At 68.9% G+C, this 15,825-nt stretch carries 15 protein-coding genes and 1 tRNA gene; 9 read left to right on the forward strand and 7 right to left on the reverse strand.

Going from position 1 to position 15,825, the window contains the following annotated elements:
* Positions 1–183: 183 nt before the first annotated feature.
* Complete coding sequence (locus NF4_RS36550) at positions 184–510, forward strand: hypothetical protein (protein WP_198165348.1); 327 nt, start codon at positions 184–186, stop codon at positions 508–510.
* On the forward strand, positions 507–845 hold the full coding sequence (locus tag NF4_RS16680) for a type II toxin-antitoxin system PemK/MazF family toxin (RefSeq protein ID WP_198165349.1): 339 nt from the start codon (positions 507–509) through the stop codon (positions 843–845). Before NF4_RS36550 ends, NF4_RS16680 begins: the two co-directional genes overlap by 4 nt.
* A gap of 33 nt (positions 846–878) precedes the next feature.
* On the opposite strand, the gene NF4_RS16685 is transcribed toward NF4_RS16680, so the two are convergent.
* From NF4_RS16685 to NF4_RS16700, 4 genes are all read right to left on the reverse strand, one after another.
* Positions 879–1,634 carry a nucleoside triphosphate pyrophosphohydrolase gene (locus NF4_RS16685; RefSeq protein ID WP_063128237.1) on the reverse strand — a complete coding sequence of 252 codons (756 nt, stop codon included), beginning with the start codon at positions 1,632–1,634 and terminating at the stop codon, positions 879–881.
* On the reverse strand, positions 1,631–5,245 hold the full coding sequence (gene mfd / locus NF4_RS16690) for a transcription-repair coupling factor (protein ID WP_063128238.1): 3,615 nt from the start codon (positions 5,243–5,245) through the stop codon (positions 1,631–1,633). The genes NF4_RS16685 and mfd overlap by 4 nt, the downstream gene beginning before the upstream one ends.
* 132 nt (positions 5,246–5,377) lie before the next feature.
* Positions 5,378–6,025: a TetR family transcriptional regulator gene (locus NF4_RS16695; RefSeq protein ID WP_063128239.1), complete on the reverse strand. Its 648-nt coding sequence runs from the start codon at positions 6,023–6,025 to the stop codon at positions 5,378–5,380.
* 162 nt (positions 6,026–6,187) lie between these two features.
* Complete coding sequence (locus NF4_RS16700; protein WP_232330520.1) at positions 6,188–6,850, reverse strand: TetR/AcrR family transcriptional regulator; 663 nt, start codon at positions 6,848–6,850, stop codon at positions 6,188–6,190.
* Between the two features lie 319 nt (positions 6,851–7,169).
* On the opposite strand from NF4_RS16700, the gene NF4_RS16705 reads away from it, so the two are divergent.
* From NF4_RS16705 to NF4_RS16730, 6 genes are all read left to right on the forward strand, one after another.
* Positions 7,170–7,240, forward strand: a tRNA-Gln gene (locus NF4_RS16705).
* A 43-nt stretch (positions 7,241–7,283) separates the two neighbouring features.
* Positions 7,284–8,774, forward strand: coding sequence for a bifunctional UDP-N-acetylglucosamine diphosphorylase/glucosamine-1-phosphate N-acetyltransferase GlmU (glmU, locus tag NF4_RS16710; RefSeq protein ID WP_063128240.1), 1,491 nt, complete (start codon positions 7,284–7,286; stop codon positions 8,772–8,774).
* Positions 8,771–9,751: a ribose-phosphate diphosphokinase gene (locus NF4_RS16715; RefSeq protein WP_063128241.1), complete on the forward strand. Its 981-nt coding sequence runs from the start codon at positions 8,771–8,773 to the stop codon at positions 9,749–9,751. The genes glmU and NF4_RS16715 overlap by 4 nt, the downstream gene beginning before the upstream one ends.
* Before the next feature lie 117 nt (positions 9,752–9,868).
* Positions 9,869–10,114 carry a hypothetical protein gene (locus NF4_RS16720; protein WP_063128242.1) on the forward strand — a complete coding sequence of 82 codons (246 nt, stop codon included), beginning with the start codon at positions 9,869–9,871 and terminating at the stop codon, positions 10,112–10,114.
* 80 nt (positions 10,115–10,194) lie between these two features.
* Positions 10,195–11,295: a hypothetical protein gene (locus NF4_RS16725; RefSeq protein ID WP_063128243.1), complete on the forward strand. Its 1,101-nt coding sequence runs from the start codon at positions 10,195–10,197 to the stop codon at positions 11,293–11,295.
* Positions 11,296–11,466: 171 nt separating this feature from the next.
* The gene (locus NF4_RS16730; RefSeq protein WP_063128244.1) at positions 11,467–12,384 is read left to right on the forward strand and encodes a ribonuclease Z; all 918 of its coding nucleotides are present in this window, start codon (positions 11,467–11,469) and stop codon (positions 12,382–12,384) included.
* 28 nt (positions 12,385–12,412) lie between these two features.
* Here NF4_RS16730 and NF4_RS40050 read toward each other — a convergent pair whose 3' ends face one another.
* Positions 12,413–12,799 carry a cupin domain-containing protein gene (locus tag NF4_RS40050; RefSeq protein WP_084533172.1) on the reverse strand — a complete coding sequence of 129 codons (387 nt, stop codon included), beginning with the start codon at positions 12,797–12,799 and terminating at the stop codon, positions 12,413–12,415.
* Entirely contained in the window at positions 12,714–13,187 is a 474-nt protein-coding gene (locus NF4_RS16740; protein WP_063128245.1) for a winged helix-turn-helix transcriptional regulator, read from the reverse strand. Before NF4_RS16740 ends, NF4_RS40050 begins: the two co-directional genes overlap by 86 nt.
* 115 nt (positions 13,188–13,302) lie before the next feature.
* On the opposite strand from NF4_RS16740, the gene NF4_RS16745 reads away from it, so the two are divergent.
* Positions 13,303–14,211 carry an NADP-dependent oxidoreductase gene (locus tag NF4_RS16745; RefSeq protein ID WP_084533185.1) on the forward strand — a complete coding sequence of 303 codons (909 nt, stop codon included), beginning with the start codon at positions 13,303–13,305 and terminating at the stop codon, positions 14,209–14,211.
* 381 nt (positions 14,212–14,592) lie between these two features.
* On the opposite strand, the gene NF4_RS16750 is transcribed toward NF4_RS16745, so the two are convergent.
* Complete coding sequence (locus tag NF4_RS16750) at positions 14,593–15,819, reverse strand: hypothetical protein (RefSeq protein ID WP_063128332.1); 1,227 nt, start codon at positions 15,817–15,819, stop codon at positions 14,593–14,595.
* Positions 15,820–15,825 lie beyond the last annotated feature (6 nt).

The following is a 15,825-nucleotide window of genomic DNA, read 5'->3' on the forward strand; positions in this document are numbered from 1 at the left end:
AGATCGAGGTGCTCGACGGTCGCGATTTGGGCTGACCGAACCCGACAGCCTCGCCGATCGCCATAGCGTTCATCAACCGTGCAGGACGACCACCGTCTTGACGTGCGCGTTTTACTGCCCCACACTGGCTGTATGACACCTGTAAGACAGGATGCAGGCGGGCAGAGAGCTGCAGGTAAGCGCGTGGCGAAGCCCTCCCGGAAGCGGACCACGAAGAAAGCCGCACCGGCGGAGCGGGACGCGGCGGCTTTCGGCCGCAGTCGTCTGGCGCAGGTCCGGTTACGTGACGACGAGGTGCGGGCACTCGAGCGGGTCATGCGGACTCTCGATCTCACCTCGACCTCAGATGCCTTGCGCGAAGGACTGAAGCTCTTGGCCAAGGAGGCTGCGGAGGTGGGGGCGGCCGAAGAGATCCGGGCTTTCTATGGGGAGCAGCCCGCGCCACTACCCGCCGGTGTCGCCGAACCAAGTGATTCCGAGCTCGCGGCCGCGGATGATATGCGGTGGTGAATGTCGGCACGCGACTGCGGGGCGAGGTCTGGGCCTGCGCTCTACCTCAGCCGGTGGGGGCGCATCCCGTGGTCGTTCTCACGGTCAACCGAATAGCCGAACCGTTGGCTGCTGTGACGGTCGCGGTGATCACCGGCACCTCGGGTCCCCGAACCACCCATGTTCCGGTCGGACGTGATTCGGGGTTGACCCGGTACGACGAGTCGTACGTGAATTGCGCCGATCTTCATACGGTGGCGAAGCCGCGGTTGCGGCGAAAACTGGGCCTGCTCGCGCCCAATGAGTTGCGTTGTGTGGAGGACTCGGTGCGGCTGATCCTCGGACTGCAACCCTGACTCCGCTTGTCGGCACCCACTGCCGCGCCTGTGTCAGTGGCTCGATGGGGCGGTGCCCGGCCAGTACTGGAGCCAGTCGGTTGCGGAGAGCGGGCGGCGGGCACCCCGGGCGACTTCGGCGGTGTCCTCGGCCCGGCGGATCGCGGCGGCGAAAGCGAGGGCGGCTTTGCGCAATCGCTCTTCGGCGCTCTCCGGACCGCCCAGGTGGACGATACGCAGATCGTCCGGGATCAGTTCCTCCGGTAGACCGGCCCGCACGCTGCGGGAACAGATCTTCTCCGCCAGCGCCAGCGCCGGTTGCGCCATGGCGATACCGTCCAGGCAGGAACGCCGCGTCTTCTCCGCGGATTTCTTTTCCTCCCAGGCCTTCTCCTGCGCCGCCACTTTCTCCTCGACCGTGACCGCCGCACCGAAACCGTACTCGTCGGGGCCCGCGACCAGATGCGGGCTGCGGTTCACCAGTTTGGCGACCAGCGCGGCGGCCACGTCGTCGATGGTGAATTCGCCTGCCGCTTCGGCTATCCGCGAATGGAACAGCACCTGCAACAGCAGATCTCCGAGTTCCTCACGGATCGTCCCGGCGTCCTCCTGCTGGATCGCGTCGAGCAGTTCGTAGGTCTCCTCCAGCAGATACGGCCGCAGCGAATCGTGGGTCTGGGTGACCTCCCAGCCGCCGAACCGCCACAGCCGGTCCATCACCTCGACCGCTTCGGCCAATCCGGCGGCCACGGCGGCGGTTTCCGATTCGAGCACACCCGGCTCGGGCCGGTCGGCACACGCCTCGCTCATCGCGCCGGACTCACCTCGGTCGCGACCGTGAGATCGACCGCGCCGGCGGCCTTGCCGTCGAGGGCGAGCAGCAGATCGGCGAGATACTGCAGCAGCGCGACATCACGCAGCCGGTCGGCGCCGACGCTGTCCTGCACCCGCGGCAGCGGTAGCTGCACCACCGAACTGGCCGCGCGGTAGTTCGCGCTCGGGTAGATCCGTTTGAGCCGCATCTGCTTCGAATCGGGCAGCGACAGCGGCGACACCTTCACCGTGGTACCGGTGACCGCGATCTCGGTGACCCCGTACTCTCGCGCCAGCAGCCGCAGTTTGGCCACCGAGACGAGCCGGCCGACCTCCACCGGCAGCGGGCCGTAGCGGTCGGTGAGTTCCTCGACCACCGCGGCCAGCGCCGGATCGTCGTGGGCGGCGGCGAGTTTGCGGTAGGCCTCCAGCCGGAGCCGGTCGCTGGCGATGTAATCAGGCGGGATGTGCGCGTCCACCGGGAGGTCGATCCGGACCTCCTTGGTCTCCTCGGCGGTGATCGGTTTGCCGTCCGCCGCCGCGCGGTAGGCCTCCACCGCCTCGCCGACGAGGCGCACATAGAGGTCGAACCCCACGCCCGCCACATGGCCGGACTGCTCGGCACCCAGCACATTACCGGCGCCGCGGATCTCGAGGTCCTTCATCGCCACCGCCATCCCCGCGCCGAGATCGGAGTTCTGCGCGATGGTGGCGAGCCGGTCGTAGGCGGTTTCGGTGAGCGGTTTCTCCGCCGGATACAGGAAGTAGGCGTACCCGCGTTCGCGGCTGCGCCCGACCCGGCCGCGCAGCTGGTGCAACTGCGAGAGTCCGAGAGCGTCGGCCCGTTCCACGATCAGCGTATTGGCATTGGAGATGTCCAGGCCGGTCTCGATGATCGTGGTGCACACCAGGACGTCGAATTCGCGCTGCCAGAAACCCTGCACGGTGCGTTCCAGGGTGTCCTCGTTCATCTGCCCGTGCGCCACCACGACCCGGGCCTCCGGAACCAGATCCCGGATCCGCTTGGCCGCCTTGTCGATCGAGGACACCCGGTTGTGGACATAGAACACCTGGCCGTCGCGCAGCAGCTCACGCCGGATCGCGGCGGTGACCTGTTTGTCGTTGTAGCCGCCGACATAGGTGAGCACGGGATGCCGTTCCTCGGGCGGCGTCAGGATGGTCGACATCTCACGGATACCGGCCAGGCTCATCTCCAGTGTGCGCGGGATCGGCGTCGCGGACATGGTCAGCACGTCCACATGGGTGCGCAGCGCCTTGATGTGCTCTTTGTGCTCCACCCCGAAACGCTGTTCCTCGTCCACGATCACCAGGCCGAGATTCTTCCAGCGCACACCGGTCTGCAGCAGCCGGTGCGTGCCGACCACGATATCGACCTCGCCCTCGGCCATTCCGGCGAGCACCTCCCGCGATTCCGCCGGATCGGTGAACCGGGACAGGCCCTTCACGGTCACCGGGAAACCGGCGAGACGTTGGGTGAAGGTCTGCAGATGCTGTTGGGCCAGCAGGGTCGTCGGCACCAGGACCACCACCTGCTTCCCGTCCTGCACGGCCTTGAACGCGGCGCGCACCGCGATCTCGGTCTTGCCGTAGCCGACGTCGCCGCAGACCACCCGGTCCATCGGCACGGCCTTCTCCATATCCGCCTTCACATCGGAGATGGCGGTGAGCTGATCGACGGTCTCGGTGAACGCGAACGCGTCCTCCATCTCCCGCTGCCACGGGGTGTCCGGGCCGAAGGCGTGGCCGGGCGCCGCCTGCCGGGCGGCATAGAGCTGTACCAGTTCGCCGGCGATCTCCCGGACCGCTTTACGCGCCCTGCGCTTGGTGTTCGCCCAGTCCGCGCCGCCCAGTTTGGACAGGCTGGGCATTTCCCCGCCCACATACCGGGACAGCTGGTCCAGCGATTCCATCGGCACGTACAACCGGTCGCCGGGCTGACCGCGTTTCCCGGGCGCGTATTCGATCACCAGGTATTCGCGCCGCGCGCCGCCGACCGTGCGCTCGATCATCTCCACGAACCGGCCGATCCCGTGCTGGTCGTGCACCACCATGTCCCCGGCGTTCAATGCCAGCGGGTCCACCTGGTTGCGGCGTTTGGCGGGCAGCCGCTTCCCGTCGCCCGGCGCGGTGACCCGGTTACCGGTGAGATCGGATTCCGCGACCACCACCAGGCCCGCGTCCCCGAAGATCACCCCGTCGTGCAGCGACCCGCACAGCACCCCGACCACCCCGGGCGCCGGCTCCGCACCGGCCTCCAACTGCGCGGCCGGAACCTCGGCCTCGCCGAGGCGCTCCAACGTGCGCTGGGCGGTACCGTGCCCGGCCAGCACCACCACCGCGCGACCACCGGTGGTCACATGGGCGCGCAGCGACGCGAAAATCGTCGCCACCAGTTCGTCGGACCCGCGCGCGGTGGGGCCGGACTGCACCGGCAACTCCACCTCCGCGGGATTCCCGGACGCCAGCGGGCTCAACGTCCACCAGGGCAGTTCCCGCGCCGCGGCACTCGCCTGGATCTCGGAGAGCGGGCGATAGGCCGACGCCGCCAGATCCAGCCCGCGCGCGCCCAGCGGCGCATCACCCCCGAAGGAAGCCGCGGTCCACGAAGCCTCCAGGAACTCCTCACCGGTGCGCATGAGATCGGCCGCCCGGGTGCGCACCTTCTCCGGATCACATACCAGCAGATGGGTGCGATCGGGCAACTGCTCGGTCAGCAGGCGCAGCTCACCGGGCTGCAGCACCGGCAGCAGCGCCTCCATACCCTCGACCGGAATACCCTCGGCCAGCTTCGCCAGCATCTCCACCAGCGCGGCATCCGCCGGATTCGCCGCCGCCACCGCCGCGGCCCGCTCACGCACCGCCGCGGTGAGCAACAGTTCCCGGCAGGGCGGCGCGACCACGGCCTGCAGCGAGGTCTCCCCGAGCGAACGCTGATCGGCCACCGAGAACGGCCGTAACTCGGTGATCTCGTCGCCCCAGAACTCCACCCGGACCGGATGATCCGCGGTCGGCGGGAACAGATCCAGAATGCCGCCGCGCACCGCGAACTCGCCGCGCTTGCCGACCATATCCACCCGCGTATACGCGAATTCGACCAGCTGCGCGACCAATTCGTCGAAATCGGCTTCCCCGCCGATCCGCAGCACGATCGGTTCGATATCGCCCAGGCCGCTCGCCATCGGCTGCATCAGCGACCGCACCGTGGTCACCACGACCCGCAACGGTTCCGGGAACACCGGGTCTTCCGGATGCGCCAGCCGCCGCAACACCTCGAGCCGGCGCCCGACCGTATCGGCACCCGGCGACAACCGCTCGTGCGGCAGGGTCTCCCAGGAGGGGAACTGCGCGACCGCCGACCCCAGCATCTCGCCCAGTTCCAGCGTCAGATCATCGGCCTCCCGGCCGGTCGCGGTCACCACCACCACCGGCTGCTCGACAGCCATGGTCGCCGCGACGAACGACCGCGCCGCCGCCGGCGCCACCAGCTCCACCGGCGATCGCCCGAGCATCCCGGAAACTGTCCGCAACGCGGTATCGGCACCGGCCGCGGCGGCCAATCCCGCCAGTGGTGGACGTGGGGCAGACATGTTCTCTCCTGAACGCCGAACGAAAGAATTCCACCGGGCCAGCCGAGTGTATCGACGCGCGTCCAGCGAATTACCAGCGGTCCGGGCAGAGGCTCGGCCGGTCTGCCGAGGTCAGGCGATCAGCAATGCGAATTACGGCACGTAGCGGCGGAGGCGGCGAGCGGCGAACTCGCGGAAGTACGACACCTTGTCGTCGGGGACGATGGAGGGCAGCAGGAAGTACCAGGCCCGTTCCATGCGCGATGCCATCTGATCGACCGATTCCGTGCCGACCGCCACGATGTGGATTCCGGTGGTGAGCCCGTACAGCAGCAGGCCGACGGTCTCCGGGTCGAGGTCGGGGAGCAGGTCGCCCTGGGTGATCGCCCGCTCGGAGAGAAGGCGGTAGGTCTCGCCCCAGGTCTTGGCGATATTGTCGCCGTTGGCGCCGCGGTAGTCGCCGATCTGATGGGTCAGTTTGAGCATGGCGCCGACCATCGGGTCGTTCATCGACAGATCGGCCACCACATAGGTGATGCCGATGGCGGCCTCGAGGGCGGGGACCCGGGAGTCGAAGAATCCCTTGCAGGACGCGATGAGGCGTTCGTTGCCCTGGTCGACCACAGCGCGGGCCAGTTCCTCTTTGGACCCGAAGTGAAAGTACAAGGCACCCTTGGTCACGTTGGACTGCGCGATGATCTCGCTGAGGCTCGCATTGGCGTAACCCAAGCGCAGAAAGACATCGGCAGCGCCCGCGAGAACGGAATCGCGAGTGATCTCCGCGCGCGCTTGCCTAGCCATCAGCTCCGCCTGTCATCCCAATAACCAGCCATCCTGAAGTAGACCGACATTGTCGAAGTAGACCGACTTACCGCTCGAACAGCACCCAAAGGATGGGTGAACCGTACCATCCGTGTTCGCTACGTCTGTCGATTCATCGGCCCGCCCGAGTTCGCCGGTAGTTCATCGGCGGTTGCCCGAACTGCCCTGCCCGCCCGGGAAGTTCGCCGGAGGCTGCCCGGGCAGGGCGGGCCATTCCGAGCTGAGCTGGGGGTCGGCCTCCAGATGACTCAGACCGTTCCAGCACAAATTGACCAGATGGGCCGCGACGACTTCTTTGGACGGGCTGCGCACATCCAGCCACCAGGTGGCGGTGGTGGCCACCATCCCGACCAATGCCTGTGCGTACAGGCCGGCCAGGCTGATATCGAAACCGCGGCGTTCGAAATCACCGCCGAGCAGATGCGCCACCTGATTGACCGCCTCGTTGAGCAGACTCGAGTAGCGGCCGTCGGTGGAGGACACCGGCTGATCACGGACCAGGATGCGGAACCCGTCGGTGCGTTGCTCGATATAGGTGAGCAGGGCCAGCGCCACCTGTTCGAGCCGCACCCGCGATCTGTTGTTGGTGAGCGAGGAGGTGATCATGTCCAGCAACATCGACATCTCCCGGTCGACCACGACCGCGTAGAGCCCCTCTTTACCGCCGAAATGCTCGTAGACGACCGGTTTGGACACCAGGGCGCGTTGCGCGATCTCCTCGATGGATGTGGCGTCGTAGCCGCGTTCGGCGAACAGGGCGCGACCGATCTCGATCAACTGCTGGCGCCGCTGGGTACCCGTCATCCGCTGTCGACCCACCGGAACCTGCTCGGTGGCCTCGCCGGCGTCACCGGCGGCCCGCCACTCCTCGGTTCTTCTCGGTTCTCCCGACGCCACGTTCCCGCCTCCCTGGTTATCGGGGCCGTGGGTGCCGAAACCGGACCTACGACCAGAACCATCGAGATCAACTGTCCCAGACCCGTGGCGGCCGGAGACACCCGGGCGGGACGGGACCGCTGGCGTGTCGCCACCACCACGGTTCGACGTATCCCGGGGTGGCATGCGAGTATCGTTCCCGTGCCGGGGCACAGCGGCGGGTTTCGGGTACCTGCCGGTGTGACAGTCCGCCGTAGTGTAATGGCAGCACCTCTGATTTTGGTTCAGATAGTTCAGGTTCGAGTCCTGGCGGCGGAGCAGCTCGCGTGCACGATGACCATCGTCGGCCCGAGGGAGATTCATGCAGGAGCAGACCGCCGTCATCGTGCTAGCCGCAGGTGCCGGTACGAGAATGCGGTCGAAGACGCCCAAGGTGCTGCACCCGCTCGCCGGGCGCAGCATGCTGGCGCATGCGCTGTACGCGGCCCATGCCATCGAGCCGCGCCATCTGGTGACGGTGGTGGGGCACGACCGGGAGCAGGTGGGGGCGGCCGCGGCCGCGGTGGCCACCGAACTCGATCGGGAAATAGTGCCGGTGGTGCAGGAACAGCAACTGGGCACCGGGCACGCCGTTCAGGTGGGGCTCTCCGGACTGCCCGCCGATTTCTCCGGCGATGTCATCGTCACGTCCGGGGATGTCCCGCTGCTGGACGGGCACACCCTCGCCGCCCTCCTCGACGAGCATCGCAGCTATGCCGAGCGCCCCGCCGTCACGGTCCTCACCTTTGTACCCGAGGACCCCAACGGCTACGGCCGTATCGTGCGTGACGCCGACGGTGAGGTCGCCGAGATCGTCGAGCACGCCGACGCGACCCCGGAGCAGGCCGCGATCCGCGAGGTCAATTCCGGCGTGTACGCCTTCGACGCCGGGGTGTTGCGCACCATGCTGGGCCGGCTGTCCACCGCCAACGCCCAGCACGAGCTGTATCTGACCGATGTCCTGAAACTCGCCCGCGAGGCGGGCTACCCCGTGCAGGGCGCCCGCCTGGTCGATTCGGCCAAGGTCACCGGCGTGAACGACCGCGTGCAACTGGCCGCCGCGGCCCATACGCTCAACCGCTACATTCTGGAACGCCATATGCGCGCCGGCGTGACCATCATGGATCCGGCCACCACCTGGATCGATACCGATGTCCGGATCGGCCGCGACACCGTGGTGCGCCCAGGGGTGCAGCTGCTGGGTACCACGGTGATCGGCGAGGACGCCGAGATCGGCCCGGACTCCTCCCTCACCAATACGCTGGTCGGCGACCGCGCCCGGGTGATCCGCACCCACGGCGAAGCCGCGACGATCGCCGCGGGGGCGACGGTCGGACCGTTCAGCTATCTGCGGCCGGGCACGGTGCTGGGCGAGTCCGGCAAGATCGGCGCCTTCGTGGAGACGAAGAACGTCGAGATCGGCCGACACACCAAGGTCCCGCACCTGACCTATATCGGCGACGCCACCATCGGCGAGCACAGCAACATCGGAGCATCCAGTGTGTTCGTGAACTACGACGGGGTGCGCAAGCATCGCACTGTCGTGGGCTCACACGTGCGTACCGGCAGCGATACGATGTTCATCGCCCCGGTGACCGTGGGTGACGGCGCCTATACCGGGGCAGGTACTGTACTGCGGGAAGACGTTCCACCGGGCGCGTTGGCAGTGTCCGGCGGGGCGCAGCGCAATATCGAGAACTGGGTGCAGCGGAAACGACCGGGAACCGCTGCAGCAGAGGCGGCGGCGAAAGCTCTCGCGGCCGAAGAGACACCAGGTCGGGCAACAAAGCTTAAGGATGGCAACCAGCAGTGACCGCGTCATGGATCGACAACCAGAAGAACCTGATGCTCTTCGCCGGGCGGTCGCACCCCGAACTAGCCGAGCAGGTCGCCAAGGAACTCGACGTTCACGTCACCCCGCAGACCGCGCGTGATTTCGCGAACGGGGAGATCTTCGTCCGGTTCGAGGAGTCGGTCCGCGGCTCGGACGCTTTCGTCCTGCAGAGCTTTCCGGCGCCGCTGAACCAGTGGCTGATGGAACAGCTGATCATGATCGACGCGCTCAAGCGCGGTTCGGCCAAGCGGATCACCGCCATCCTGCCGTTCTACCCCTACGCCCGCCAGGACAAGAAGCACCGCGGCCGCGAGCCCATCTCGGCCCGCCTGGTCGCCGATCTGCTCAAGACCGCGGGCGCCGACCGAATCGTCACCGTCGACCTGCACACCGACCAGATCCAGGGCTTCTTCGACGGCCCGGTCGACCATATGCACGCCCAGCTGCAGCTCGCCGAGTACGTGCGCAACAACTACAGCCTCGACAACATCACCGTGGTCTCCCCCGATTCCGGCCGCGTCCGGGTGGCGGAGAAGTGGGCGGATTCGCTGGACGGCGCGCCGCTGGCGTTCATCCACAAGACTCGTGATCCGCTGGTCCCGAACCAGGTGAAGTCCAACCGGGTGGTCGGCTCCGTCGAGGGCCGCACCTGCATCCTCATCGACGATATGATCGACACCGGCGGCACCATCGCCGGCGCGGTGAACGTGCTGCGCGAGGCCGGTGCCGGCGATGTGGTCATCGCCGCGACGCACGGTGTGCTGAGCGCCCCGGCCGCCGAGCGGCTCGCGTCCTGTGGAGCCCGGGAGGTCGTGGTGACCAACACCCTGCCGATCACCGAGGACAAGAAGTTCCCGCAGCTCACCGTGCTGTCCATCGCACCGCTGCTGGCCCGCACCATCCGTGAGGTCTTCGAGAACGGTTCGGTGACCGGACTGTTCAACGGCAACGCCTGATCCTTTTCCGAACGGCCCCGGACCCATCGGTCCGGGGCCGTTCGGCGTTCGGGGCGGAGCCGACACCGCTGGTCACGATCCCGCCGAGCGGCCCCGCGGCGGCGCATACTGGTTGGTATGGATCGCGAACCACGAGAGCCCGATATGGGCGACGACGACCAGGAGGACGAGGTCCGCGCCTACGAACGCTATATCGAGGACCCGCCCGCTGACCTGCGCATTCGTAACCGGGAGGGCGACGACGACGGCCGTCTCGGCATAGCCGAGGAGCTGCGGCAGGAACCGGACCGGCGCGACCGCGCCGCCGACGACAACCGGCCCGCCGAGGCCGCCGCCATCCATATCGAGGAAGAACCCGAATAGGGGACGCCCCGGCAGCTGACGCTGCGCCCGCACCGCGGTACCGGCCAACGAGCCCTCGACGATACGAACGAGGAGACGTGATGAGCACACCGCAGGACCCGCGCGACTCCGGCGACAGGCCGGAGGACAGGAGCACAGACCGGCCGGGACCCGATTCCGGCGCCACCGGCGGGCCTGCGGCGGACCGCCCACGGGAAACACCGGACGAGCCGTACGTCACCCCCGGCGCCCCGCAACCTCCCGACGACACGCAGACCCCGGATAACGCTGCGGAACCCCCGGCGGGTGACACGGCGTCGGGCACCCCGCAGCCGCCGGAGGCCGGCGAGCCGTACGGTGCGCAGGCGGCACGGTCCGACGACCCGCCCACCGAGTACCTGCCGAAACTGCTCGGCCGGGGGCCCCGGCCCGCGTCCGGGCCGGAACAGCCCGCGCCGGGGTCCGGCGAAGGTGCCGGAGCCCATGAGCACGCCGGCACCCCGGAGCAGCGGCCGCCCGGCGGTGAAGTGCCCCCACAGGCGTGGTCGGCCCGCCCCGAGGAACAGTCTCCCGGGCAGGCCTGGCAGCAGCAGTCACCCGGCGGGTATCCGGGTTCCGGGCAGCCGCCGGGCGGGTCGCCCTATCCGCCTCAGGGCGGTGGGCAGTATCCGCCGCAGGGCGGGTACGGCGGACAACCGGGTGGCGGATACGGCGGTCCGGGCGGCTGGGGCGGCCCGGAACAGACCGGGTGGGGCGCGGAGCAACAGACCGGCTGGGGTCCGCAGGAACAGACCGGCTGGGGTCCGCAGGAACAGGCGGGCTGGGGTGGTGCGCCCGGCTGGACCGGCGGCGCGCCGGGCGGACAGCAGAGCGGCCGGTCGGGCGGAACGCCCGGTGCCGGTGGTTATCCCGCCTACCCCGGACAACAGCAGTACCAGCCCTATGGCGCCGACCGGCAGCCGGAACGCTCGGGACCACAGGTACTGTCCATCATCGGTTTCGTCTGCGCCGCGGTCTCGCTGCTGTTCTGCCCGATCGTGTTCGGCGCCGCCGGCATCGTGCTCGGAGTCATCGGGCATATCCGCGGCGAGCCGCTGGGCAAATGGGCGGCCATCGCGGCCGCGATATGTCTCGTGGTGGGCGTGGTGATCGGGTTGCTGCTCACCGGGACCGAGATCGTGCCCAACGAATCGTTCGGCTGACCGGACGGATACCACGCCCGAAGCGCCACCGCGCCTCGGTCGTGGTCGCACATGCGCCCGCGTAGTACGCGTCACCTCGGTGACAGATATCGTCTGGCCATGCCCGAGGAACGAGGCGCCGGTGGATGCGCGGCGGCGACAGGGGCGGCCGCGCCGCCGTGGTGCGGATAGATGTCACAGCGGGAACTGGTCGTACTGGGCACCGCCAGCCAGGTGCCGACGGCCCAGCGCAATCACAACGGATACGCACTGCGCTGGGGTGGTGAGGTCGTACTGTTCGATCCCGGCGAGGGTACCCAGCGGCAGATGATCCGCGCCGGCATCTCCGCGACCGATCTGACCCGGATAGCGATCACCCACTTCCACGGTGACCACAGTCTGGGTCTGGCCGGGGTGGTGCAGCGGATCAATCTGGACCGGGTCCCGCACCCGATCGACACCTATTTCCCGGCCTCGGGCCGGCGATTCTTCGACAACCTCTGCGACGCGACCGCCTACCACCGGACGGTCGAACTCCGGCAGTGGCCGATCACCGGACCGGGCGCACTACCTGCTCCCGGCGCCCCCTTCGAGATCGCCGCCGGCCGGCTCGACCATCCGGTGGAGGCGTTCGGTTACCGGCTCACCGAACCCGATTACCGCACCATCCGGCCGGAGGCACTGGCCGAGCTCGGCCTGCACGGCCCGCTGGTGGGCCGTCTGCAACGCGAGGGCGAAATCGACTGGCAGGGCCGTACCGTGACCCTCGACGAGGTGAGTACGCTGCGGCGCGGCCAGAGTTTCGCGTTCGTCATGGACACCCGCCTCTGCCCCGGCGCGCGGGAACTCGCTGCGGGAGTGGACATGCTGGTGATCGAAGCGACCTTCGTCGAGGCCGATGCCCGGTTGGCCGCCGAACACGGTCACCTCACCGCCGGGCAGGCCGCCCGGATCGCCGCCGAGGCCGGTGCGCGGACCCTGGTCCTGACCCATTTCTCGCAGCGCTATCCCGGTCTCGACCAGCATCTGGCCGAGGCGCGGCGGGAGTTCGGGGGCGAGATCGTGGTCGCCGCGGATCTGGACCGTATTCCGTTTCCGTCCCGCCGCTGACCCGCTCCGGCCGGGCGACGACCGGCCGTCAGGGTCCGGCGACCGGCTCGATACGCGTCCCGTCCCGCAACCCGATCGACATGATGTCGGACGGCCGGTCGAGTTCGAGCCGATGCCAGCGGTTACGTGGTACGACGAACGCCGTGCCCGCACTCAGGCGCACTTCGGTCTCGGCGTCACCGGGGTGGTCCGGACGCAGGTAGAGCCGCAGCGCACCGGACAGACAGCACACAGCCTCCTCCGATCCGGGGTGGATCTCCCAGTGGTCGGCGTGGACATCGGCATCGGTCTCGACGTGGAAAGCGGCCCTGGTCGGCGGCCTGGTCGGGCTAGGCCGGATCGTTCGCGCCGACGGCTTCGCGCACCGACGAGCCGAGATCGAACTCTTCGCGATTGGCCTGCACCTCGTCCATATGGGTCTCCGCCCACATCTTGATACCGCGCATGATCTCGTGCAGCGAGAGCCCGAGTTCGGTCAGTTCGTAGGTGACGGTGACCGGTACGGTCGGCGTGACCGTGCGGGTGACCAGGCCGTCACGTTCCAGGGTGCGCAGCGTCTGAGTGAGCATCTTCTGACTGACCCCGGCCAGCCGGCGGGCCAGCTCCGAGTAGCGCAGCGGCTGCGGCTCGCCGCCGCACTCCACGCCCGGATGCGGACCGCCGCTGCCCAGGGCGGACAGCACCAGCGCCACCCACTTCCCGGAGATCCGTTCCAGCAGCTGCCGACTGGGACAGCCCGCGAAGAACGCGTCGTAGTCCACCTTGCGCAGCGCCCGCTGCTGGGCGGCCGTCGTCGTCGCCATGACCCACTCCTTCCTACCCGGCGGTGGGATACGCACTTTCAGGTGCCTACTTCCCGATGGAGAGTTACCGCTCCATTGTGGAGGCATGGCACAGAAATCACCACAGGAGGTCACCGTGGCCAGTACTTTCCGCAGTGCGATCGTCCGCACCCCGGGCGGACCCGATTCAATCGAGATCATCGACGTACCCGTGACCCAGCCCGGCGCGGGACAGGTACGGGTCGCGATAGCCGGCGCCACCGTCAACCCCGTCGACCTCGCGCTGACCGCGGGTGTTTTCCATGCCCTCGGCATGATCACCCGGTCGGAGTACACCGGGATCGGCACGGATTTCGCCGGCACTGTCACCGCGGCCGGGCCCGGCGTCGAACTGCCGGTCGGCACCCGCGTCGCGGGCCTGATCGGTGGATTCGATCGCGATTTCGGCACCTATGCCGAGCAGGTGATCGTCCCGGTGAGCGATATCGCCCGGGTGCCCGACGAACTCGATCTGGCCACCGCGGCGACCGTCCCGCTCAACAGTCTCACCGCGGCCCAGCTGGTGGATCTGCTCGGCGCCGGTGACGGTCGTGACCTGCTGGTCACCGGCGCCGCGGGGGCGGTCGGCGGCTATGTGATCCGGTTCGCGCAAGAGCGCGGCTGGCGGGTCACCGGGCTGGCCCGCGCCACCGACGAGGAGTTCGTGCGCGGTCTCGGCGCCGGTTTCACCGCCGCCGCCACACCGGGCTGGGACGCGGTGGCCGATGCCGCCACGCTGCAGGAGGCGGGTTTGCCGCTGGTCCGCGACGGCGGGCTGTTCGTCGGAGTGCGGCCCGGCGCCGAACCGCCGGCCGAACGCGGTATCACCGTCCGTGCCGTCGCGGTACAGCCCGACGGAGAACGCCTCGCCGGGCTCCTCGCCGATACCGCGAGCGGCCGTCTTCCGGCCCGCGTGCACGCGGTCCTACCGCTCGACCGGGCCGCCGACGCCCACCGGGAACTCGCCCGGGGCGGGGTGCGCGGGAAATACGTATTGCAACCCTGAATCGTTTCGATTCGGGCTCGACGCGGGGCCGGAGAGCGTGGCGGCGCAGGAGGCCCCGGACCCTTCGGGGACACCGGCGGCACGGCGGGAAGCCGCGCCACCGGTGGTCCGATCACGGCCGCCACAGCACATCGGACCCCTGCGTCGGGATGTATCCGCTCACCTGAAATGGCGGAATCCATACCCGTTGCGATCGTATACCCGAACAAATTCTCCTGCGCCGCAATGTGAAAGGCACCAACGATCCGCCTTCCGGCGGCCCGCCCGTCGGGCGCGGCGGCGAAACCGCTCTGTAGTGGCGGAATACGGCCGAGATGTACTGCTCCGGACAGTGCGGCGGGCCGGCGATTACTCGATTGCGACACGCCCTGTTCACGGGCGTCAGGTCGCGAAGGTGGCGAATGCCGACCACAGCACCGGAGAGTCCTCGACAGCGCCGGTCGCGCGCCAGGCGCGCAACCGGTCGCGTTGCCATTCGGCCAGTTCCGCCACCGGATCGGCCGCCTCGTGGGCCGTATCGACCGCGCGCACGACCTCCTGCAGCGGAGTCGCGTCCGCCGCCGCACCCCAGCGCTGGAAGGCCAGGTCGGTGGGTAGCGGCCAGCGAGTGGCGGTGACGAGTTCCGCGCCACCGGTGATCATGGCCGCGACGAGGCCCAGCGCCTCGGTGAACCGCAGATCGCCGCCGCTTTCACAGGCGATGAGCGCGACCCGGCTCGGCACCGGCCACAACTCCTGGCCCGGTACGGGGTCGGCGGCCAGCGTATGGGTGCCGAGCAGCAGATCCTTGGCCGAGAGCGGGCGATGCGTGCGCTGCGGTTCGGCGAAACCGGCCGTCTCGGCGGTGCAGGCCAGATGGAGTTCGGTGTTCTCGCTCTGACCGGATTCCGGCGGCGCCGCGGTGACGTGGCCGACGTAGAGCAGACGGGCGGCCCCGGCGCGCAGGGTGCGGGAGAGCCAGTCGCGGTCGAGATCGGTACGGCGGAAGATCTCGGCGGGCGTGGTGACCGCCGGGCGGAGGCGGCCGGAATCGATATGGCCGGCGAGGCGCCGGGTCAGCGGTGTCGGATGGGTCATCCGGCCGAGGACCGAACCGAGTTCGGAATCGGCCCGGAAGCCGGGTATCCGCGGGTCGAGAACGGCGACCACGGGCAGTTCCCGGGTTTCGGCCCAGCAGCGCGCGATACGCGCGGGCCCGTGCACGACACCGGCGGGTGCGAGCAACCCGATATCGGCGATATCGATCAACCGCAGGTCCGGCGCCGGGGCCAGGATCTCCCACGGCACCTGGGCGACCCGGGGCGAGGGCTGCAGCCGGATGAGCGGCCGGATCCCCTGCCGGTAGAGCGTATGCAGCTGTCCGGCCAGGTCATAGGGCAGCAGCGCACGGGAAAGGTCGCGGGCAAGCAGGTATTCGGTATCGGGCGCGGCGAAGGCGGCGGTGGTCAGGGTGCGTTCCAGACCACCGGGCCCAGTCGGATCCGGGAGCGCGGCCGCCAGCTCCCGCACCACCGCGTCGATATCGGCGCCGGGTAGCGCCACCACACCGGGTGCGGCGGCGTCTCCGATCCAACGCCAGGAGATGTACACATCGCCGGCGTCGGCCATCCGCAC

The sequence above is a fragment of the Nocardia fusca NBRC 14340 genome (assembly GCF_001618425.1).
Taxonomy (GTDB): Bacteria; Actinomycetota; Actinomycetes; order Mycobacteriales; family Mycobacteriaceae; genus Nocardia; species Nocardia fusca.